The organism is Streptomyces sp. NPDC001700 (assembly GCF_053596435.1).
In genome coordinates, this window is record NZ_JBSFGE010000004.1 from 302138 (window position 1) to 322720 (window position 20583).

At 70.8% G+C, this 20583-nt stretch carries 18 protein-coding genes; 7 read left to right on the forward strand and 11 right to left on the reverse strand.

Going from position 1 to position 20583, the window contains the following annotated elements:
* Window positions 1–3: 3 nt before the first annotated feature.
* The 8 genes from ACWC5C_RS09815 to ACWC5C_RS09850 all read right to left on the reverse strand — a co-directional run bounded on the left by ACWC5C_RS09815 (window position 4) and on the right by ACWC5C_RS09850 (window position 8934).
* On the reverse strand, window positions 4–762 hold the full coding sequence (locus tag ACWC5C_RS09815; RefSeq protein ID WP_450874933.1) for a sugar phosphate isomerase/epimerase family protein: 759 nt from the start codon (window positions 760–762) through the stop codon (window positions 4–6).
* On the reverse strand, window positions 759–2708 hold the full coding sequence (locus ACWC5C_RS09820) for a DUF2264 domain-containing protein (RefSeq protein WP_450874934.1): 1950 nt from the start codon (window positions 2706–2708) through the stop codon (window positions 759–761). Before ACWC5C_RS09820 ends, ACWC5C_RS09815 begins: the two co-directional genes overlap by 4 nt.
* A 61-nt stretch (window positions 2709–2769) precedes the next feature.
* A complete protein-coding gene (locus tag ACWC5C_RS09825; RefSeq protein WP_450875141.1) occupies window positions 2770–3750 on the reverse strand; it encodes a hydroxyacid dehydrogenase in 981 nt (326 codons plus the stop codon).
* A gap of 65 nt (window positions 3751–3815) precedes the next feature.
* Window positions 3816–4703, reverse strand: a complete 888-nt coding sequence (locus ACWC5C_RS09830; protein ID WP_450874935.1) for a carbohydrate ABC transporter permease — start codon at window positions 4701–4703, stop codon at window positions 3816–3818.
* Complete coding sequence (locus ACWC5C_RS09835; RefSeq protein ID WP_385439903.1) at window positions 4700–5662, reverse strand: carbohydrate ABC transporter permease; 963 nt, start codon at window positions 5660–5662, stop codon at window positions 4700–4702. The genes ACWC5C_RS09830 and ACWC5C_RS09835 overlap by 4 nt, the downstream gene beginning before the upstream one ends.
* A gap of 60 nt (window positions 5663–5722) precedes the next feature.
* Window positions 5723–7030: an ABC transporter substrate-binding protein gene (locus ACWC5C_RS09840; RefSeq protein WP_450874936.1), complete on the reverse strand. Its 1308-nt coding sequence runs from the start codon at window positions 7028–7030 to the stop codon at window positions 5723–5725.
* 120 nt (window positions 7031–7150) lie between these two features.
* Window positions 7151–8236, reverse strand: a complete 1086-nt coding sequence (locus tag ACWC5C_RS09845; RefSeq protein ID WP_450874937.1) for a LacI family DNA-binding transcriptional regulator — start codon at window positions 8234–8236, stop codon at window positions 7151–7153.
* A gap of 95 nt (window positions 8237–8331) precedes the next feature.
* Window positions 8332–8934 (reverse strand): hypothetical protein, encoded by a 603-nt coding sequence (locus tag ACWC5C_RS09850; protein ID WP_385439912.1) that lies wholly within the window; start codon window positions 8932–8934, stop codon window positions 8332–8334.
* Window positions 8935–9774: 840 nt separating this feature from the next.
* Here ACWC5C_RS09850 and ACWC5C_RS09855 point away from each other — a divergent pair.
* The 3 genes from ACWC5C_RS09855 to ACWC5C_RS09865 are packed head-to-tail and all read left to right on the forward strand — an operon-like array spanning window position 9775 to window position 12820.
* The gene (locus tag ACWC5C_RS09855; protein WP_450874938.1) at window positions 9775–10311 is read left to right on the forward strand and encodes a DUF4142 domain-containing protein; all 537 of its coding nucleotides are present in this window, start codon (window positions 9775–9777) and stop codon (window positions 10309–10311) included.
* Window positions 10312–10331: 20 nt separating this feature from the next.
* Window positions 10332–11867 carry a DUF1996 domain-containing protein gene (locus ACWC5C_RS09860; protein WP_450874939.1) on the forward strand — a complete coding sequence of 512 codons (1536 nt, stop codon included), beginning with the start codon at window positions 10332–10334 and terminating at the stop codon, window positions 11865–11867.
* A complete protein-coding gene (locus ACWC5C_RS09865) occupies window positions 11867–12820 on the forward strand; it encodes an RNA polymerase sigma factor (RefSeq protein ID WP_450874940.1) in 954 nt (317 codons plus the stop codon). Before ACWC5C_RS09860 ends, ACWC5C_RS09865 begins: the two co-directional genes overlap by 1 nt.
* A 119-nt stretch (window positions 12821–12939) precedes the next feature.
* Here the strand turns inward: ACWC5C_RS09865 and ACWC5C_RS09870 are convergent, their stop codons facing one another.
* Window positions 12940–14118: a PucR family transcriptional regulator gene (locus ACWC5C_RS09870; RefSeq protein WP_450874941.1), complete on the reverse strand. Its 1179-nt coding sequence runs from the start codon at window positions 14116–14118 to the stop codon at window positions 12940–12942.
* Window positions 14119–14614: 496 nt separating this feature from the next.
* On the opposite strand from ACWC5C_RS09870, the gene ACWC5C_RS09875 reads away from it, so the two are divergent.
* From ACWC5C_RS09875 to ACWC5C_RS09890, 4 genes are all read left to right on the forward strand, one after another.
* A complete protein-coding gene (locus ACWC5C_RS09875) occupies window positions 14615–15355 on the forward strand; it encodes a hypothetical protein (protein WP_450874942.1) in 741 nt (246 codons plus the stop codon).
* A complete protein-coding gene (locus tag ACWC5C_RS09880; protein ID WP_450874943.1) occupies window positions 15352–16866 on the forward strand; it encodes an NADH-ubiquinone oxidoreductase-F iron-sulfur binding region domain-containing protein in 1515 nt (504 codons plus the stop codon). Before ACWC5C_RS09875 ends, ACWC5C_RS09880 begins: the two co-directional genes overlap by 4 nt.
* A 195-nt stretch (window positions 16867–17061) precedes the next feature.
* Window positions 17062–18057, forward strand: a complete 996-nt coding sequence (locus tag ACWC5C_RS09885; RefSeq protein WP_450874944.1) for an SCO0930 family lipoprotein — start codon at window positions 17062–17064, stop codon at window positions 18055–18057.
* A gap of 82 nt (window positions 18058–18139) precedes the next feature.
* Window positions 18140–18694: a hypothetical protein gene (locus ACWC5C_RS09890; protein ID WP_450874945.1), complete on the forward strand. Its 555-nt coding sequence runs from the start codon at window positions 18140–18142 to the stop codon at window positions 18692–18694.
* A 25-nt stretch (window positions 18695–18719) separates the two neighbouring features.
* Here the strand turns inward: ACWC5C_RS09890 and ACWC5C_RS09895 are convergent, their stop codons facing one another.
* Window positions 18720–19397, reverse strand: a complete 678-nt coding sequence (locus ACWC5C_RS09895; RefSeq protein ID WP_450874946.1) for an HAD family hydrolase — start codon at window positions 19395–19397, stop codon at window positions 18720–18722.
* 303 nt (window positions 19398–19700) lie between these two features.
* Window positions 19701–20561 (reverse strand): ScbA/BarX family gamma-butyrolactone biosynthesis protein, encoded by an 861-nt coding sequence (locus tag ACWC5C_RS09900; protein ID WP_450874947.1) that lies wholly within the window; start codon window positions 20559–20561, stop codon window positions 19701–19703.
* Between the last annotated feature and the right edge of the window lie 22 nt (window positions 20562–20583).

A 20583-nucleotide genomic window follows, 5' to 3' on the forward strand; every position in this document is an offset into this window, starting at 1 on the left:
CGCTCACACGGCGGCGAGCGCCCGGAGCGTCGCCGCCTCCCTCGGCAGCAGCCGTTCGTCGTCCCCGGGGACGAACTCCAGCAGCACGTCCAGCGGCGCCGCGCCCTCGGTGCTCAGCCGCTCGAACGCGCGGCGCCACAGCGGGGCGCGCGCGGTCAGCGGCAGCCGGGTGGTGCCCGGCCACCAGGAGAAGGCGTGGACGGCGGCGACCCGGCCGCCGAGCACATCGAGCCCGGTCAGCGCCTCCGCGTCGGGCAGGTCGACCGGCGGCTGCCAGTAGGTGCGCACCCCGGGGCGGTCCACCTCGTCGAGCAGACGGAGGGTGTGGGCGGCGCCGTCGGTGAGCGTGTCGCGGTGGAACTCGTAGGCCAGTTCCACGCCCGCGTCCGCCGCGAGCGCCGCAGTGCGCCGGGTGTCCTCGACCACCGCCCGGCGCTGTTTGGGCGGTGTCGCGTCGGTGCCCGTGACGCCCGCCCAGATGCGCACCCGGGGCGCCCCGAGGGCCACGGCCGAGCGCAGCACGGCGTCGAACTCCCCCGGATCGGTGTGCCCGGCGCGGTAGTACGAGCCGTACGAGGCGACCGCGAGCCCCGCGTCCACGGTGGCCTCGCGCACCGCCCGGGCCACGGTCGTATCGCCCGGGGGCACATGGACGTCGCCGCCCCACTCGACGCACTCCAGACCCGCCCCCGCCACGGCGGAGATCACACCCGCCGGGTCGAGGTGGCGAAGGGTGACCGAGCAGATGCCCAACCGGCTCACGCGCTCTCCTCCGTCACGGTGGGAGCGGTGCGCGCGTCGCCGAAGTCCACGACGGTCCGGGCGCCGTCCGGCCAGCGCACGGTGACGGTGTATCCGCCGACCTCCACCTCGGCGAGCCCGGTGAGCGGGGCCGGTCCGGGGTCGCCGGTGAGCGAGGCGAGCGCGGCGAAGAGGGTGCCGTCCGGGTCCTCGCCGACGCTGCCGGTCAGCTCGGGGACCAGCGCCCAGGACCCGTACGCGGTGCCCCGGGGCGCCCGTACCGTACGGGAGGTGTCCCAGCCGTGCAGGGCGAGCAGCTGGCCGGTGACCTCCGCCCCGGCGAGGGTGACTTCGGGGGCGCCGTCGGCCGCGTCGGTCTCGGCGGCCGTGCCCGGGGGCAGCGCGATGGCCCAGCCGGTGTGGTGGACCGCCGTCCCGGCGGGGATGTTGACGGTGCGGTGGACCCGCAGCTCGAACCTGCCGCGCACCAGGGTCAGGCTGTCGAGGCGCGCCGCGGGCAGGACGGGGCCGCCGGGCGGGAAGAGCGGGATGTGCGAGGAGGCCAGCCAGCCGGGGCCCGAGGCGAGCGGTTCGATGCGCAGCCGGTCGCTGCGCACACCGCGCATCCGGAGCGCGATGTGGTTGTCGGGGATGTTGTCGGCGCTGGTGGGGCCGGTGCGGGTGGAGTAGGCGAGCCGCCCGTAGAGGGGTTCGGCCGGTGGCCGCTCCGCCTCCCAGGGGCGCACCTTGCAGCTGCCGTGGTTGTGCAGCCGCACCAGCCCGTCGCTCGCGGTGGTCTGGACGAGCAGCCCGGGGGCGGGCAGCGCGAGCGCCCGGTCGGGCCCTTCGGCCGGGGCGGCCTCCTCGGGGGCGGTCCATACGGGGTGGTCTGCCGGGAGCAGCAGGCCGAGGAAACCCTTCGACGCCCAGTACGGCGAGGCGGGTCCGGAGTAGCGCTGCACGGTCGGCAGGTGCGGCCCGTACCAGCCGAGGCCGAGGATGCCGTCCGTGGTGAGCGCGCCTCGGTCGAGGAAGTGGCGGAGCGCGCCACTGAGCAGGCGGCGGGTGGCGCCGGGCGCGAGCGGGGTGTGGCCGGTGAGCCCGCCGAGCGCCACGGCGGCTCCGGCGGCGAAGCGGTAGGTGAGGGAGCGCCCGTGGTGGATGGGGGCGCCGTTCGCGTCGAAGAGCAGCCCGAAACCGTCGAGGAATTCCTCCAGCCGGGGGCCGAGCCGGTCCAGCAGGGCTTGGTCCCCGGCGAGGTGGGCGTGGAGCAGCGGATACATGTGCAGCGCCCAGCCGTTGTAGTGGTCGAAGGCGCGTCCGTCGCCGTCGGAGTACCAGCCCTGGCCTTGGTACCAGCCGTCGAGCAGGCCGAGGGCGCGGTCGATGGCACGGGTCGTCTCCGCGTCGCCCCGGCCGACGGATTCGAGGAAACCGGCGACGGTGAGCTGGAAGAGGTACCAGTTGTTGGGCGCGGGCGCGTGGCGCAGCGCGCCGCGCAGCCACTCCTCGGTGCGGTCCCGGGCGTCCGGGGTCAGGGCCTCCCAGGTCCACGGCGCGGTCAGGCGCAGCCCGAGCGCGATGGAGGCGGACTCCACCATGGGCTGGCCCTGCACGCCGTGGTGTCCGATCAGCGGCCAGGACTCGGCGTCGTCGCGCCCGGGGGTGCGGGTGCCCCGGTCGATGCCCTCGGCGTAGCGCTCCAGGAAGCCCTGCGGGTCCTTGCCGTGGTCGCCCGCCGCGCGGAACGCGGCGAGCAGGAAGGTGCGGGCGAACCCTTCGAGCCCGTCCGAGCGGACCCCGGACTGGGACGGCGGCCCCGGCAGGTCGAGCAGCGCGTGGTGGGGGGTGGCGAAGCGGAGCGCGGCCCGCAGCAGTCCGTCGGCGGCGGCTTCCCAGTGGGCGCGGGTGTATCCGGTGTGCGGGCTGAGGGAGCGGTCGTCTTCGGGGAGGTCGAGTACGAACATGTGGGGGTGTGTCTCCTTGTCCGGTGCGTCCGGTGCGTCCGGGGCGGCCGTGCTGCAGGGCTTACGCGGAGCGGTCCAGCCGTTCGTGGAGGACGGGATGCGCGAAGTCCCGGCCCGCCACGTAGTTCTCGACCTCGCCGATCGCGAGGTCGGCCAGCCGCCGCAGCTCACCGCTCTTCGACCCGGCGATGTGCGGGGTGAGGAGCACGTTGTCGCAGGTGTACAGCGGCGACTCGGCAGGCAGGACCTCCGGCACGGTGACGTCGAGCACCGCGTGGATACGGCCCGCCACCACCTCGTCGGTCAGCGCCGCCTGGTCCAGCACCGCGCCCCGCGCCGTGTTGATCAGGGTGGCGCCGTCCGGCATGGCGGCCAGCAGCTCCCGGCTGACCAGGCCGTGGGTGGCGGGCAGCAGGGGGGTGTGCACGCTGACGACGTCGCTGGTGGCGAACAGCTCCCGCAGGCCCACCTGGCGTACGCCGAGATCCCGGGCGTCCGGGGCCGTGACGTACGGGTCGTACAGCTGGACGTCGAGGTCGTACGGCTCCAGCAGCGCGATCACCCGGCGGCCGATCTCCGAGGCGCTGAGGATGCCGATCGTCCTGCGGTAGTTGCCCGCCCGCGGGTAGCGTGCGCTCCAGTCGATGGCGTTCCGTTCGGCGCGGTAGTCGCGGGCCATGTCGAGGACGCGCTTGTTGGAGAGCAGGATCATGGCGAGGGTGAATTCCGCGACGGGTACGGCGTTGGCCGCGGCCGCCGAGGAGACCGCGATGCCGCGCTCCCAGCAGGCGTCGGTGATGTGGTGGCGTACCGTCCCTGCGGTGTGGACGACGGCGCGGAGCCGGGGCGCGGCGGCCAGGGCGCGGCCGTCGAGGGGCGGGCAGCCCCAGCCGGTGACGAGGAGTTCGGCGTCGGCGAGGGCGCGGCGCGCGGCGGGGGTGGTGAAGTCGTCGAGGACGAGGTCCGGATCGAGGTCGAGGAGCGTGGTGAGCCGGTCCAGCGCGCCGGAGCTGAGCACCTGGCGGGCGGTGCGCTCCGTCATCGCCAGGGCGGCGCGCGGGCGGGGGCCGGACGGCGCGGGCGACTGCGGGGGTTGCTGCGGTGCGATCACTTGACACTCCCTGCGGTCAGTCCGGACTTCCAGTAGCGCTGCAGCATCACGAACGCCACGATCAGCGGTACGACGGCGAGCAGCGAGCCGATGACGACCAGCGGGTAGTACTCGGGCGAGACGGTGGCGGAGCTGTTCCAGGTGTAGAGGCCGAGGCTGAGCGGATACAAGTGCTGGTCGGACAGCATCACCATGGGCAGGAAGAAGTTGTTCCAGATGGCCGTGAGCTGGAACAGGAAGACGGTCACGAAGCCGGGGCCGAGCATGCGCAGGCTGACCCGCACATAGGTCTGCAGCTCCCCCGCGCCGTCGACCCGGGACGCCTCCAGCACCTCGTTCGGTACGTAGCCGCTGCTGAGCAGGCGGGCCAGGTAGACGCCGAAGGGGTTGAAGAGGACGGGGATGAAGACCGCCCAGAAGGTGTTCACCATGCCGATGCCGGAGGCCACCAGGTACAGCGGCAGGGCGAGGACGGTCGGCGGCACCATGACGCCCGTGAGGACGAGGGCGAACAGCTTCTCCTTGTGCCGGAACTCGTACTTGTCGAACGCGTAGCCCGCGGCGACGCTGATCAGCGAGCCGGTCAGGGCGCCGACGACCGCGTACAGCAGGCTGTTGACGTACCACTCGCCGTACAGCCCGCCGTCCATGGAGAACAGGTCGGAGAGGTTGCTGGCGAAGGAGAAGTTACCGAAGGAGAGGATGTCGCTGCCGAAGAGCGCGTCGGCGTTCTTCGTGGACGCCAGCACCAGCCACAGGGCGGGCAGCATGGTGTAGAGGGCCGCGATCAGGACGACGGCGTTGGCCACGCCGCGGCTGGTCAGCCGGGACCGGCCGCCGGATCTGGGGGTGCGCAGGGGGCTGGTCGGGGTGGTCGTGGTCATCGCGCGCTCCGTTCCCGGCGGCCCGACCAGCGCGTCACGGCGTACGACAGGGCGCAGGTGACGACGAGCAGGATGACCGAGGCCGCGGAGGCGAGTCCGTAGTTGTTGCGGCGGAAGGCCGCGTCATAGATGTACATGTTGGGGGTGAAGCGGGAGTTGACCATCGGGGTGGCCTGGTTCATCAGCATGGGCTCGGTGAACAGCTGCAGCGCGCCGATCAGGGAGAACATGCACACCATCACCAGGGACCCCCGGATGATGGGCACCTTGACCTGGAGCGCGGTGCGGATGCCGCCCGCTCCGTCGATGGTCGCGGCCTCGAGCACCTCGCGCGGCAGCGCCTGGAGGGCCGCGTAGAAGATGATCATGTTGTAGCCGAGGCCGCTCCACAGGGCGATGTTGACGATCGACGGGAGCACGGTGTGCAGCCCGAGGAAGTCGATGGTGATGTCGGCCTGGCCGAAGAGCTTGATGATCGGGCTGAGCCCGGGGGTGTAGAGGTACAGCCAGAGGATGGCCGCGATGATGCCGGGGACGGCGTGCGGCAAGTAGAGCAGCATCTGCGCGGTACGCCGCAGCCGCACCAGGCCCGAGTCGAGCAGCAGGGCGACCGCGAGCGCGCTGAGGACCACGAGGGGGACGAAGATCACGCAGTACAGGGCGATGGTGCCGAACCCGGTGAGGAAGCTCGGGTCCTGGAGCACCGCGAGATAGCTGCGCAGTCCGGTGAAAACGGTACGCCCGCCGCCGAAGCCGAGCCCTTCGTGGTCCTCGGCGAAGAAGCTGAGGTAGATGGCGTAGCCGACGGGGACCAGGAACACGGCGACGAGCAGGGCCGTGAACGGGGTCAGCAGGACGGCGGCGGCGATCCGCTGCTGGCGCCGTCCGGCTCTGGAGGGTGGTTCGGCGGCGGCCGCCGGTGGCGGCGCCGTCGGTTTCGGGGAGATGACGGTACTCACGGGATACCTCGGCTCACGGTGAAAGGGGAAGCCACTGAAGTCGCGGAGTCACAGGGGGGGTCAGCGGGTGGTGACCGACAGGCCGAGGCTCTTCAGGTCGGGCATCGTCCGGTTCTGGGCATCGCGCAGAGCCTCCAGGACGCTGCCGCTGCCGACACCGGCCTTGGCGAGGCCGTCGTCACCGGAGGTGGTCGTCGACACCATCCGCGGTCCCCACTTCCAGGTGGGCGAGATCAGCTTGGCCTGCTCACCGAAGAGGCCGAAGATGTCCTGCCCGGAGAAGTAGCTGGTGTCCATCTCCTTACGTGCCACCGGGAGCAGACTCGGCACGGACGGGAAGGCGCTGCTGACACCGCTGGAGAGCTTGGCGCGCAGGGCGCCGGGGCTGGTGACCATCCAGGAGATGAACTCCATGGCCTCCTTGGGATGGTTGCTGTCCTTCGTGACCATGAAGGTCGAACCGCCCTGGGTGCTCACCTTCGGCTTCGCCGCGTCCCACTGCGGCACCGGCGCGATGGCCCACTTGCCCTTGCCGTCGGGGGTGGACGCCATCATGGAGCCCGCGGCCCAGGCGCCCGCCAGATAGCCGGCCGTCTCACCGCTGCGCAGGTGGGCCCGCCACTGCTGGCTCGACCCGGGTTCCACGCGCACCAGGTCGTCGTCCATCAGGCCCTGCCAGTAGTCCGCGACCTTGCGGGTGGGGGCGTCGTCCATGGACACGCGCCAGGTGTCGCCGGAGGTGTCGTACCACTGGCCTCCGGCCTGCCAGGCGTACGCGGCCATGTAGAGGGTGCCGCCGGTGGTGAAGAGGCTGGCGATACGGGACGTGGGCTCGGCCTGCTTGAGCTTGCGGGCCGAACTCTCGAACTCCGTCCAGGTCTTGGGGACCGGGATGTGGTTCTTGGTGAAGATGTCCTTGCGGTACAGGAAGACCATCGGCTCGATGTCCACCGGTACGGCATAGGTGCGCCCGTCGAAGGTGGTGAGGTCCAGCGCCTGCGGCAGGATCTTCTTGCGCACCGAGTCGGGCAGCAGCTTGCTGATGTCCCGGGGCACCCCGTCGATCGTGAAGCCGGGCAGCTGCGGGTATTCGATGGTGGCGATGTCGGGGGCGTTGCCCGCGCGCGCGGCGTTGCTGAGCTTGGCCCAGCCGCCCTGCTCCCCCGAGGGCACCTGCGCGAAGTCGACCTTGATGTTCTTGTGGGTGCGGTTGAACTCATCCACCACTTCCTGGCTGCCGCGCAGCGCGGACCAGAAGGTGAGGCGGACGGGGCCGTCCTTGGCGGTGTTCGCTCCGCCGCCGGAGCAGCCCGCCAGCAGGAGGGCGAGAAGTGCGAGCAGTGCCGTTTTTCGTCTGTGACCGGGCATGGTCCTCCCCTGTGCGCGGTGGAGCGGTGGAGTCAGGGGGAATCCTGATCGCTTGACGGAAATACCGTCAATACATCGAACAGAAGAAACCAAAGCGGTCAAACGCTCAAGCGGGCTCGCTCAGGAAAGTGGAGTGGTCGAATCCCTGATCACCAGACCGGGCAGCAGCTCCAGATGGCGGGCGGCGCCCGGCCACCGGCCCTCCCGGGCGTGGTCGAGCTGCCGGAGCAGCAGCCCGAGGGCGGCCCGGCCGACCTCCGCCTTGGGCGGGGCGACGGCGGTGAGCGCGATCTGGCCCATGTCGGCCACCACGTCGTTGTACGCGACCACCGAACAGTCGCGCGGCACCTCGACCCCGGCCTCCCGCAGCCGCTGGATCAGCACCAGCGCGTCCATGTCGCTGTGGATGAGCGCGGCGGTGGCCCCGGTCCGGCGCAGCGTCTCCGCCAGGTCGACCGCGCGCGGATCGGGGACGCGCGGATCGGGGCCCGCGGTGCGCGAGCTGAGGATGGCCGTACAGCCCTCGCCCAGCCCCCGGGCGCCCGTCTGGGCGGCGAACTCCGACCGGATCACGCGGGCCGTCGGGCTGTCGTCGCGCGCGGCCAGCACGATGCGCCGGTGGCCGAGGGAGGTCAGATGGCCGAGCGCCAGATGCACCCCGTACGCGTGGTCCGAGCGCACGCAGTCCAGCCCGTAGAGGGAGCTGCCGCGCTCGGGGCGGCGCTCCAGCAGCACCACGGGGACGTCCAGGGCGCGCAGCCAGGAGTGGTCCCGCGCCGCCTCGGCCGCCGTGCGCCAGTGCGGCGAGAGCAGCAGTCCGCGCGCGCCGGCCTCCAGCGCCGAGCGCGCCGCGGTGCGCTCGGCGTCGTCCTCGTCGGCCGCGATGTGCAGCGCGAGCCGCAGCCCGGCCTTCTCGGCGGCCTCCCGGGCCGCCTGCACGGCCTCGGTCAGATAGGTGTTGCGCTCCGGGACCACCATGCCGACGGTGTCGCCGGTGGCGGTGGACTCCTCGGCCATCGGCTGCAGCGAGCGCGCCACCCCGTGGCCGCGGCGCACTTCGCCACGGCGGGCCAGCTCCTCGACGTCCCGCCGTACGGTGACGACGGAAACCCCCAGCTCATCCGAGAGATCGGTGATCCGCACGGACCCCCGGGACTCCACCAAGCCCGCGATCCGCGCCTGCCGCTTCCGCGCCGGCTCCCGCATGTCCTACCGCCGATCGGCTTTCGTTATCCACTGAACAACGCCATAGTAGCGATCATTCGATCAGCGGCAGCGGGGACATCCGCACACCGGCGCCGTCACGCACCGGTCGGGGCGTTGTCAGGGAAGCCATCAGGGGGATAGCGGCGCATCAGCCACTCGGCCTGCACCTCCAGAACGCGTTGCTTGCGCCGTCCGGAGCGGACCATCAGGATCAGCGCCGCCTCCAGGAAGACGAAGAAGACGGCGGGCACCAGCAGCACGGGCTTGCCGGTCAGTATCAGCTGCACCACCAGCCAGATGGCGATGAACGGCACCACCGCCATGGCCGGGACCAGCCTGACCACGTTGCGCTCCCGCTCGATCATCTCGGCGTGGTTCCGGGCGGCGCGGGCGCTGCGGCCGTGGAAGGCCGGATGCCGGGCGGCCACCTCGAAGGGGGTGCCGGGCGGCACCGCCTCGCGCCGCGCCCCGGCGTCCTCGTCCGGTATGAAGACGCGGTAGCGGAGCGACTTGGAGCCCCGGGTGCGCTGGTGGCGGTAGCCGTACGCGGTGGCCAGCTGGACCGCCTGGTCGGGGCGGAGTTCGGTGGCGCAGATGTCCACCTCGGCCCGCCCGTCGAAGAGATGGGCGTAGTGGCCGGGCAACTCCTGGCGCGCCTGGGCCACCCGCTTCGACAACATCTCTCGCACCGCGGCCACGTCCCACCTCTTGCTGCACCCTGTACGACCGGCTGACCCGGCCCACGCTACCTGCGCCACGGGTGGGCCGTATCGGCAGGTCAGGGAGACCGCGGGGCTACGCGGCGTCAGGTCCTCCAAGGGGCCGCCCGCCCCGGTTCTCTCCCCTATAACGGCTCGCCCCCATATAGGGGACAGAACTGGGTCCGGAAACGAGACGCAGAGAGGGGAGAGACCCCGGGGCAGGGCCCGCTTCGCCGTCACCGTACGGAGGCAGACCCCGGCCGCCCGGGAGCAGCCGGACCACCGCGGCGCCCGTCCCCTCCGCGGCGGGCTCGTGGGGCGCGGGCTCCCGCCGCACCGGGGTCCGGTCCCAGGCCGATGGCAGCGGCCGCGGTGTCCACGCGGGACGGTTCCCCGGGACGGTCCGCGAAACACTGGTCACCGGCGTCGGGTTCATCGCAGTCGCTCGCACGGCTCGGGCCCTTCCTGTCGTGGTGATGACGAGGGGTTCTCCCTGCCGTACGTACGGCCGCCGCGCTGTACTCAACGCCGCGGAAAAAACTTTGAACGGCACGGATTTACCGGCCATTTCGGCGCTATCCGGGTGCAATCCGATGCCCCCAACGCGCGGGCGCGGACAATAGCAACAAGAAGAGATCTCTGTCCCGGCTTTATTCACTAGTGATGAGGTCTCCACGACCGTGCCACACCAGGCACTAGCGTCCGGTGTCACTCCGAAGCAAGGAGGGCGCTGTGCGATCAGCAATCCTGAGCAGATCCAAGGCATCCAGCCGTACTGTGGGCAGCGGGCTCATCATTGGTGCGCTCGCCGTGACGCTTGCGGCAATCCTCATCCCCGTGAGCCTGTTCAGTTCGAGCAGCGCCGCGGTACTCCCCAACGGCGTCGCGGACGACGGCGGAGGAACGGTCAGTACGCAGTACGGACCCCTCACGCCGACCGACCGGGACTTCGTACGCAAAGTCAAACTCGCCGGGCTCTGGGAACTTCCCTCTGGACGCATGGGCAAGGAGCGCGGCACCACGGCAGCCGTCAAGACCGCGGGCCAGCACCTCATCGACGGCCATACCGAACTCGACCGCCGTACCAACGAGACCGCCCAGGCCCTGGGCGTCAGCCTGCCCACCCAGCCCAACGACCAGCAGCAGGGCTGGCTGAACGAGATGTCCCAGGCACCGAGCAGCGCAGAATTCGAGCGTTTGTTCGCGCAATTCCTGCGCAGCGCCCACGGGAAGGTGTTCAATCTGGTGGCGCAGGTACGGGCTCAGAGCAAGAACTCCATGGTCAGGTCTCTGGCCACCAGGGCCAACACCATCGTTCTCGACCACATCACGGTCCTCGAGGACACCGGGCTTGTCGACTACGACGCCCTCTAACGACTAAGTGAAGTGATCTCATGAGGCAACAGACCCACAAGCGCGGGCGGTTCAAGAACAAAACGGTCGCCATCGTCGCCGCACTGGCACTGGGCGGCGGCGGGGCCGCGATCATTACCGCCAACGCCTCAGCCAGCGGTGACAAGAACGCTTCCGCTCAAGATGGGGCCGTATCAGCCAAATCAGCGGGCGGGACGATCAGCTGCCCCGACGTGAGCCAGAAGCTGAGCGATGTGCCGAAGGGTTCCCAGGCCCAGGTCGCCAAGGGCCTCGGTGAGCTGGACAACCAGGTGGCCACCGCCTACCAGCAGATGAACAAGGGCCAGGCTTCCGGCGACGCCGTGCTGAGCAAGCTCAACGACCAGCGCCAGCAGACGCTCAATCAGATGAGCCAGGCGATGGGCCAGGGCGGCGGCCAGAACCAGATGCAGGGCATGGCCGAGTGCCAGATGCAGCCGGTCGCGCAGCAGGCGGGCCAGCAGGGCCAGCAGGACGGTCAGCAGCAGGGCCAGCAAGGCGACCAGCAGCAGGGTCAGCAGGGCGGTGACCAGCAGCAGGGTGGCGACCAGCAGCAAGGTGGCGACCAGCAGCAGGGCGGCGACCAGGGCGGCGAGCAGGCCGGTGGCGAGGGTGCCAACGAGGTGCCCGGCAACGCCGGCGGCCAGGCGGGCAACGGCCCGGCGCAGAACGACTTCGTCGACATCAACCAGGTGCAGCCGAACGTCCAGGACGCGCCGGAGGCCCAGGAGGGCGGCTCGACCGGCACCTTCACCTCCGAGTGCGGCGTCGGCGAGGCGGGCCTGCGCAACAGCGACAACGTCATCGTCGCCCCGGGTGTGACCAACGGCGCCCACCACATGCACGACTACGTGGGCAACGACGCCAACGACGCGTTCGCCAACAACCAGACCTTCGAGCAGGCCGGCACCTCCTGCGCCAACGGCGACAAGTCGACCTACTACTGGCCCGTGGTCCGTCTGCAGGACGGCAAGGACGAGGCGGACGCCAACGAGCTGGGCGGTGGCCAGGAAGGCAACGTCGGCACGATCCTGACCCCCAAGGCCTCCAAGATCGAGTTCAAGGGCAACGCCCAGAGCAAGGTCGAGGCCATGCCGAAGTTTCTCCGGATCATCACCGGTGACGCCAAGGCCTTCACCAACGGTGACGCCAACGCCAACGCCGCCTGGAGCTGCAGTGGCTTCGAGGACCGTCAGCTGACGGACAAGTACCCGCTCTGCCCCGAGGGCAGCGACCTGCTGCGCGTCTTCGACTTCCAGGGCTGCTGGGACGGCCAGAACGCGGACAGCGCCAACCACCGTGACCACGTGGCCAACGCCAACGAAGACGGTTCCTGCCCGGACGGCTTCAAGGCCATCCCGCAGCTGGTGAACACCATCAGCTACGAGAACCCGGGTGACACCCCGTTCGCCGTGGACGGCTTCCCCGAGCAGTTGCACAAGCCCATCACCGATCACGATGACTTCATCAACGTGATGCCGGATGACCTGATGAGCAAGGCTGTTGACTGCATCAACAACGGCCAGCAGTGCACCTGATGGGTGACGAACACCAGGCGCGCGCCGGCCGTAAGGTCGGCGCGCGCCGCGCTGCGTCGCACCACCGGGCGGCAGGTGACACGGCCGCCGACGATCCCGACGGGCACCATCCCGGCCACCCCGGCCACCCCGACCGTCCGGTCCTTCCCGCCCCCCGGGAGCCGGGCGGTCCGTGCGTGCGGGGGGTCTCCGCCACCGGCGCCGGTTCGCTCCCCGACCAGGAGCTGACCCGGCGGCTCAGGGACGAGTACGCCTCGGGCGCCACCAGCCCCGCCTCGGGCGACGTGCTGTACCGGCGCCACCACCGGGCGACGCTCTCGTACGCCCGGACCTGCTGCCGCGCGCTCCATGACGCCGAGGACCTGGCCTCCGAGGCGTTCATCCGCACGTTCCAGGCGGTCAGGGCCGGCGGCGGCCCACGCGGTCCGTGGCGGCCGTATCTGCTGACCGTCGTGCGCCACACCGCGCTCGAATGGAGCGACGGGGACCGCCAGGTCCTGCTGACCGCGGACTTCGAATCGTGGCGGCAGCACGCGCACACGGCCGATCCCCAGTGGCATCTGGTGGCGCGCGAGGACCGTCAGCTGCTCATCCGCAGCTTCCGCAGACTTCCCGAGCGGTGGCAGACCGTGCTGTGGCACACCCTGGTCGAGGAGGAACCGCCGCAGCGCGTGGCGTCCTTATTGGGCATCTCCCCCAGCGGGGTCACCTCACTGGCCTTCCGCGCCCGAGAGGGGCTGCGCGAGTCGTATCTGCAGTCCCATCTGGAGTCCGCGGCGAACGACCGCTGCCGCCACTTCAGCGCCATGATCGGCGCCTCGGTGCGGCGTGGCGGAGTACGTGGCCACGCGCTGGCACGCCACTTGGCGGAGTGTGCTTTCTGCGCCCACGCGTACAAGGAGCTGCTGGGGCTCAACGCCGCGATGCGCACGGCGGGCGCCGGGGTGAACTGAGGCCACGCCACTTCGACGCACACGCACAGCACACGCACACGCACACGCACACCGGACTGCCGACCGCGATCGCGCGGTCGGCAGTCCTTTGTGGTGTCGCTTGGTGGTGTCGCTATGGGTCAGAGGCCGTTGACGCGCGCCTCCCGGGCGATACCCAGCGGACGGACGCCTGGGGCAGCGCCGGTACGGGGGCGTCGGTTCACCCGGGACGCGTGGCGCCGGATGCGGTCCATCTGCGCCATCAGCCTGCGGCCACGCAGCGCCATCTCCAGCTCGAACCGTATTCGCGGGTCACGCAGACCAGGGCCGAAGAGCTTCTCGATCTGGCGCAGCCGGTACCGCACGGTCTGCGGATGCACCTTCAGCGCCTTGGCCGCCTCGGGTGCGCCACCGCCCTCCAGCCAGGCCAGCAGGGTCATCTGCAGCCGTTCGCTCTGCCGGGGGGTCAGCCCGACCAGCGGCTTGAGCCAGCGCGAGGCCAGCGCCCGGACCAGGGACTCGTCCTGGAGCAGCAGCAGCATCGACAGATGGTCGTCGACGAAGAGCACCCGGGGCTCGGCGCCACCTCGGCCGGGGGCCATGGTCAGCAGCCGCCGGGCCCACCGGACCGAGGACGCCGCGTCGTTCAACGGCACCACATGGCCGACGGAGGCGTTCCGGCCGCGCAGCGCGGCTTCCAGCGCGCCACGGGTGCCGGGGTCCGCGGGCGCCTCCCGGTCCGGGTCCCGTTCGCCGTCCTGGAGCCGGTCCACGCCCTGGTCGGGGGCGGGGTCGGCGTCCGCGTCCGGGTCGGGGATCAGCATGCACAGCTCGTCACCGACGGCACCGATGAGGGTGTCTCCCAGCACGGCGGCCAGGGGCGGCGCCTCGCCCGGGGTGGGCAGCGCGATGGCCTGGACCGTCTCCGGGAGTGGCCACCGGGCCGCCCGGGACAGCTCGGCCAACGTCCGCTCGGACACCGGGACTTCGCCGATCAGGGCCTCGAACAGATCGCGCCGGGCCCGCTCGGGCGGGATGTCGGTGAGCGGCTCCTCGCCGTGCGAAGCGTCGGAGAGGGCCAGTGTCCCGGCGCCCTCCTCGCCCGCCTTCCGGTAGCCGAGCGCCGTCAGGATGGCCTGCTCGACCTCACCGCGGACCTTTTCGCGCTCAGTGTCCTCCAGAAGGTCGGCGAATCCCGGGATTCTCTGCCGGAAGTTCTCGACCACCTCGTCGGCCAGGGACGGGAGTTCATTGCGCAGCACGCGGGTCCACTCGCCACGGGGGCGGGACCAGATGCGGTTCACCAGTTCGCCCATCATTACCTCGTTCTTGCCGGGGGGAGGCCCGACCGTTGGGGGGTCGGTCGGACCCGTGGAGGTTGCCTCCGTCTCCGGCTTCATCCGGACCGGAATGGGAGTCGAGGGTCCTCCGCTACCTCATAGAGGACCCTCGCGCCCACCGGTCCCGGCGCTTTGCCGGGTCTTTGCCATCGGGATGACAGTGGATCAGCCGAAGACGGTCTGGGCAGTGTTCATACACGAGAAGTTGTCACGTTACGACAAATCTTATGGAGATCACGTGTAGTTCCGAGAAGCTGCTGCCCCCAAGACGACTTTGACGTATCTCGTCATCCGCGCGAACACGCGCGATCGGGAGGCTCCAATGTCCATGTCCCAAACGCCTTCTCCCTCACAGGGGCGCCACGGGGGACGCCAAGCACCTGGGGGACGACGAGCCGCTCGCCGGACTCGGCAGGACCGGCCCGGTATCGGCTGGTCCCGCAACATCCGCATCTACGCTATCGTCGCGACCCTCGTGCTGTCCCTCATCGTGACGTACAACGCCGGCGCTTTCAGCCAGACGTTCCTGTTCCTCGACTTCGGCGCCGGGGTGCTCGCCCTGGTCTGCCTCAGCTCCGCGGTGCTGTGGGGGCTCGCCGCGACCGACCAGCTGATCCTGCACTCCAACCACCGGTTGATCGCCCAGGGCATCCACCGGGCGGCCGCAGTCGCTGGCCTGCTGTTTCTCGGCATTCACATCTGGGTGAAGGTCGCCGAGAGCCACACGAACGCAGCTTCGATCGTGCTACCGTTCGCTGACGCAAAGCAGCCGGTCCTGATCGGGCTCGGAACCATTGCCGGTTACCTCTTCGTCATCGCGGCGGTGACCGGAGCGGTCCGCAGCTCCTTCGCCGCGGCGGGCAACTCCCGCTGGCGGTACCGGTGGTGGCGGGCGCTCCATGTGGGCGCCTACCCCGCCTGGGGCCTCGCGCTGGTCCATGGTCTGAAGGCCGGACGTGAGGCCAAGATCTGGGCGACATACGGCTACATCGCGGCTCTGGCCGGAGTGGCCATCGCGCTGTGGATGCGGCTCGCAGCCCGGCGCAGCCAGGACGACGATCGAGGGGATGGCATCTCGGTGAGGAACCCGCCCGCCCGCAGCCTTCAGGAAGGCCGCACCCGGCGCGCCGCACCCACCGTGCCGCGCCCGCGCTCGGCCGACTCCGGCCGGCGGGACGGTGCCTCGCTCGGTGCCTCCCGTGGGTGGGACCGGTGATCAAGACAAAACCCAGGCTGGCCTGTGTCGATCCGCCCCGGCTGCTGGCCGGGCTGGACGAGGCCTACCGGCTCGACCGGGTCGGCCACCTGACGGTGCACGGCACCATGCCCGCCCTGAGGGCGGACGAACTCGTCGCGCTCGCGGAGAACATCGATCTCCGCGGGCGCGGCGGCGCCGGTTTCCCGTTCGCCAAGAAGGTCACCGCGGTCGTCGAGGCGGCGGGCCGCGCGGGCGGCCGTTGCAATGTGGTGGTCAACGGCAGTGAGGGCGAGCCCAGTTGCCTCAAGGACACCGCGCTGCTGCTGCACACCCCGCATCTGGTCATCGACGGCGCCACGCTGGCGGCCGAGGCGATCGGCGCCGAGGAGGTCGCCATCGCGGTGCACCGCCCGGACGTCGAGGAGTCGCTGAACGCGGCCGTGGCCGAGCGCGGCCCCAGCGGGGTCCCGGTGTCGGTGACCCTCACGCCCGACCGGTTCGTGGCCGGTGAGGGCGGCGCCGTCATCAACGGCATCAGCGGCGCCCCGGCCATCCCCAACGGCCGGAAGATCCGGTCCAGCGAGAACGGTCTCGGCGGGCTGCCCACCCTGCTGTCCAACACCGAGACCTACGCCCAGCTCGCCATCGCGGCGCGGATGGGCGCCCTGCCGTACCGCTCGGTGGGGCTGCCCACCGAACCGGGCACCACGCTGCTGACGGTCGGCGGCAAGTACGTGATGGAGACGCCGACCGGGGTGCCGCTGACCTACGTCCTGGAGCTGTGCGGGCTCTCCCCCGGCCAGGGCGTGCTGGTGGGCGGCTACCACGGCAAGTGGCTGGACCCGAAGAGCATCAACGCCACCACGATCTCGCGCGAGTCCATGAAGAAGTACGGCGCGCGGCTGGGCGCGGGCGCGGTGCTGCCCATCCCCGAGGACACCTGCCCGCTCGGCGAGACCGCGCGGGTGGCCCGCTGGCTGGCCGCCGAGACGGCCGGTCAGTGCGGCCCGTGCTTCATCGGCCTGCCCGCCCTCGCGGACGCGATCGGGCAGGTGGAGCGGGGTGGCGGCCAGTCGTCCATCGACAACGTGCGCGCGTACATCAACTCGGTGCGCAAGCGCGGCGCGTGCAGCCATCCCGACGGTACGGCCGGTTTCGTGACCACGGCGCTGGACGCGTTCCCCGAGGAGTTCGAGGCCCATGCGCTCGGCACGGGCTGCGGGCGGCCCACGATGGGTGTGCTGCCGCTGCCCGAGGAGTCCCAGCCGCTGGCCCTGCCGCCCGGTCCGGCGGCCGCGCCGCCGCGCGGTGAGCGGCAGCAGCGGGGCCCGACGGAGAAGCTCCTGGTGGACTGGTCGCTGTGCCAGGGCCACGGGCTGTGCGCGGACATCCTGCCGCCCGAGGTGCTGACGCTCGGCATCGACGGCTATCCGTCCTCCGCCCGGATGGATGTACCCCGCCAGCTGCGCGCCCAGGCGGTGCGCGCGGTGCGCCGCTGCCCCGCGCTGGCGCTGCGCATCGAGGAGTAGGCAGCAGCGAAGTACCCCTTCCACGACGGCCGTTGTTCAACGGCCGTCGATTGCTGTGCGCTCACGCATCCAGCGTTTTGTGCGTCTGGTGACAAATTTTTAACTGGCTGAACGACGGTCGGCCCGGGCTCCGTATGGACATGGCGTCGGCGCCTTCACCGCCGGACACCGAGAAGGATTTCGCAGGGAGTGGTCATGGAGAAGCGGCGTCAGATCGCATTCGCGGGAATGTCCGTGGCGATGGTCATGCTGACGGCGGCGTGTGGCAGCAATGACACCTCCGCGGGCAGCGCGAACGTCCAGCCCGTGGGTGGCAGCAGCCAGGCGGCGAGTGCGGGCGCGGGTGCTTCGGCGTCGGCGGGTGCGGGCGCGGCGGCCGCGGGGGCCGGCGCGACCGGTGGTTCCAGCGACACCGGTGCGGCGGCGGGCAGTGGCTCCTCCGCCAGTGGCGGGACGAGCCCGGCGAAGCAGCTGGCGGTCAAGACCGACGCCAAGCTCGGCAAGTTCGTCGCCGACAGCGGGGGTCTGACCCTCTACCGGTTCGACGAGGACACCCCCAAGCCGGCCAAGTCCAACTGCAACGACGCGTGCGCCACCAAGTGGCCGCCGGTGCCCGCCGACGACGCCACCGCCGGTGCCGGTATCGACTCCGCCAAGCTCGGCAAGGTCAAGCGCGACGACGGCACCGAGCAGCTGACCCTGGAGGGCTGGCCGGTCTACCGCTACGCGGGCGACACCAAGGCGGGCGAGACCAAGGGCCAGGGCGTGGGCGGCACCTGGAACGCGCTGGCCCCGGACGGGAAGCCGGCCGGGAAGAAGGCCGCGGGCGGCGCCCTGGAGCTGATGGTCAACAACAACGCCGACCTCGGCAAGATCATGGTCAACAGCAAGGGCATGACCGTCTACCGCTTCGACAAGGACACCCCCTGGCCGATGAAGACGGCCTGTGTCGACGCCGCCTGCCTGAACACGTGGAAGCCGGTCAAGGCCGTCGACACCACCAAGGTCTCCGGGGTGGACGCCTCGAAGGTCACCTCCTTCACCCGCCCCGACGGCACCAAGCAGGCCGCCTTCGACTGCTGGCTGCTGTACACCTTCGCCGGTGACAAGAAGCCCGGGGACACCAACGGCCAGGGCGTCAAGGGCACGTGGTTCGCGCTCGACGACAAGGGCAAGAAGGTGACCCAGTAAGACGGCATGATGGTCCACCCCGGCGGGGGCCCGGGAGCGCACACGCTCCGGGCTCCCCGCCGGACCTCGACGGGAGGTTGATGTGTCACGCGCACTTCGTGCCACCGCGCTCTGCGCGGCAGTGCTGTTCGCGAGCGGCGTGGTGAGCGGCTGCGGCGGGAGCGGCCAGGCCCACGTGAAGAAGCCGGAGAAGGACCGGGCGCCCGCTGCCAAGGAGCTGGGGAAGCCCGGGAAGCCGGCGGCCCTGACGCAGATCGCCGATGCCATCGGCTGCAAGGCGACCATCGTCACCGAGGCGGACGAACTGCGCCAGGGCTCCTGCCAGTCCGGCAAGGGCGACCGGTACACCATGGTCACCTTCGCCACCGAGAAGGGTCAGAAGGACTGGCTGAACACCTCGAAGGACTACGGGGGCACGTATCTGGTCGGCGCCCGCTGGTCGGTCACCGGTCTGTCCTCGGGATCCCTCAAGCCGCTGCGCGCGAAGCTCGGCGGGGACATCGAGCAGGGCTCGATGATGCACCACGGTGGGTCGAAGTCCCAGGGCGATTCCTCGTCCGAGGATGGCTCCTCGTCCAAGGGTGGTTCCTCGTCCCACGGCGGTTCCTCGTCCCACGACGGGATGAAGATGGACTGACCGGTGACACGGTCCCCTTCGGTCCTCAAGCCGCCCGGGAGTCAGCCCATTTGAGCAGGTCGGGATCGGCGAGCGTGGAGACCCACAGGTCCACCGGCGGGCGCTCGTCGACCGGTTTGCGCGGACCCACGCCGAGCACCCTGAGCCCGGCGCGGGAGGCGGACAGGAAGCCGCAGTGGGAGTCCTCCACGGCGAGCGCGTCCGCGGGGGCCGCACCGCAGAGGCGGGCGGCCGCCAGATACACATCGGGATGGGGCTTGGGCCGCACTTCCCCGCCGGGGACCAGCACATGGTCGAAGTAGCGCAGCAGCCCGGCCTTGGAGAGCCCGTCCTCGACGACGTCGCGCGGGCAGTTGCTCGCCACGGCGAGCGGTGCGAACGCCGCCGCCTTGTGGACGAGTTCGGCCGCGCCGGGCATGGTGACCGGGTCGTCCGCCACCAGTCTGCGGAACGCGCTGAGGAGTTGCCGGGTGATCTCGTCGGCGAGGTCGGGGAACCCGGCGAATTCGGCCATCATGCGGCCGCATTCGGTGTAGTGGAGTCCCTTGGTGCGCCGCGCGAACTCCTCGTCGCAGACGGTCCCGTAGTCCGCGAGCACGACTTCGCGGGCCTTTTCCCAGTGCCGTTCGGAGTCCATCAGCGTGCCGTCGCAGTCGAAGACGATGGCGGCGGGGGTCCATGCGAGAAGTGTTTCTGCTGTCATCTGCCTGCCGTTCCAGGAGAGATGGGGGGATCGGCGCAGGAAATGCCTGTAAGCCACGGGGAGCAGCGCGGTGAATTTCAGGGCGGCGCTGCGTCGCGGAATGCCGGACGCGGCATGGAAAGCCATACAGGCGAAGAATTGCCTGCCCGAAACATAACGATCACTACGTTAGTGAGATGACTCCGGGTAAGCAAGAGGTAACTGAGCGTCGGCGGTTTGTTCGTCGCTCAGTACGTTCGTCGCACGAGGCGTTCATAGGTCATCGCGTTCGTAGCACAGGGTGTTCGTCGGCCAGCTGTGCGGTCAGCCGTACTGGAGCACACCGACCGCCGTACAGATGTCCGCCTGGCGCAGCCGGAAGACACACGTTCTGCCGTGGGAGACACACTCGACCACGGCGGGCGGATGGGACTCGGTGAACCGGATCGCCTTCATGCGGCAGACCAGGGGGCGGATCAGCAGCCCACCGGTGGCCAGCGCCGCGGCCTGCCGGGCGCCCTCCAGCAGCACCAGCCCCGGCACATGGTCGCTCCAGTGGTCGAAGAAGAACGGGTGACGGGGGTCCGCGGGGTCGAGGTACACCACTCCCCCGTCCCGTACGACCAGCACGTCCCGGGCCGCCGCCACGCCCAACTGCGCTGGTGAGGGCCGTACGGCGGCGCGCAGTCTGCGCCCAGCGGTCTGGCCCGAGTGCGCGGAGCGGGTCTCCGCGTACGCCGTGCCGTCGAGGAAGCGGGCGGTGCCCCCGGCCCGCGCGAAGATCCTGCCGCCCGCCCACAGGCCGACGTCGAGCCGCATCCCGGACACGGACCGCCCGGTGGGTGCGGCGGTGCGAACGTCCGTCACGGCGATCCGGCAGGTGATGTCGGTGGCCCCGTGCGGGGCGCGGGGCTCGGTCTCGGGGTCGAGCCGGAAGAACAGGTCGCGGATCAGGAAGTGCGCGCCCGCGGGCACCGCGTAGTAGCGGGTCGGGATGTAGATCCCCAGCTCGCGCAGGGTCTCGGCGATCATCAGCGGGTGATGCAGACCGTCCCCGCCGTGCGGGAACGTGGGATGGGAGCGGGGCCACTGGGCGGCCGCCTCGAACCGTCCGTCACCCAGCGTGCGGACGTCGGTGAGCAGCACCTCGGCCACCGAGACCCGGTGCACGGCCTCACGTGCCACGGTGCGGGACCAGCTGAGCGGC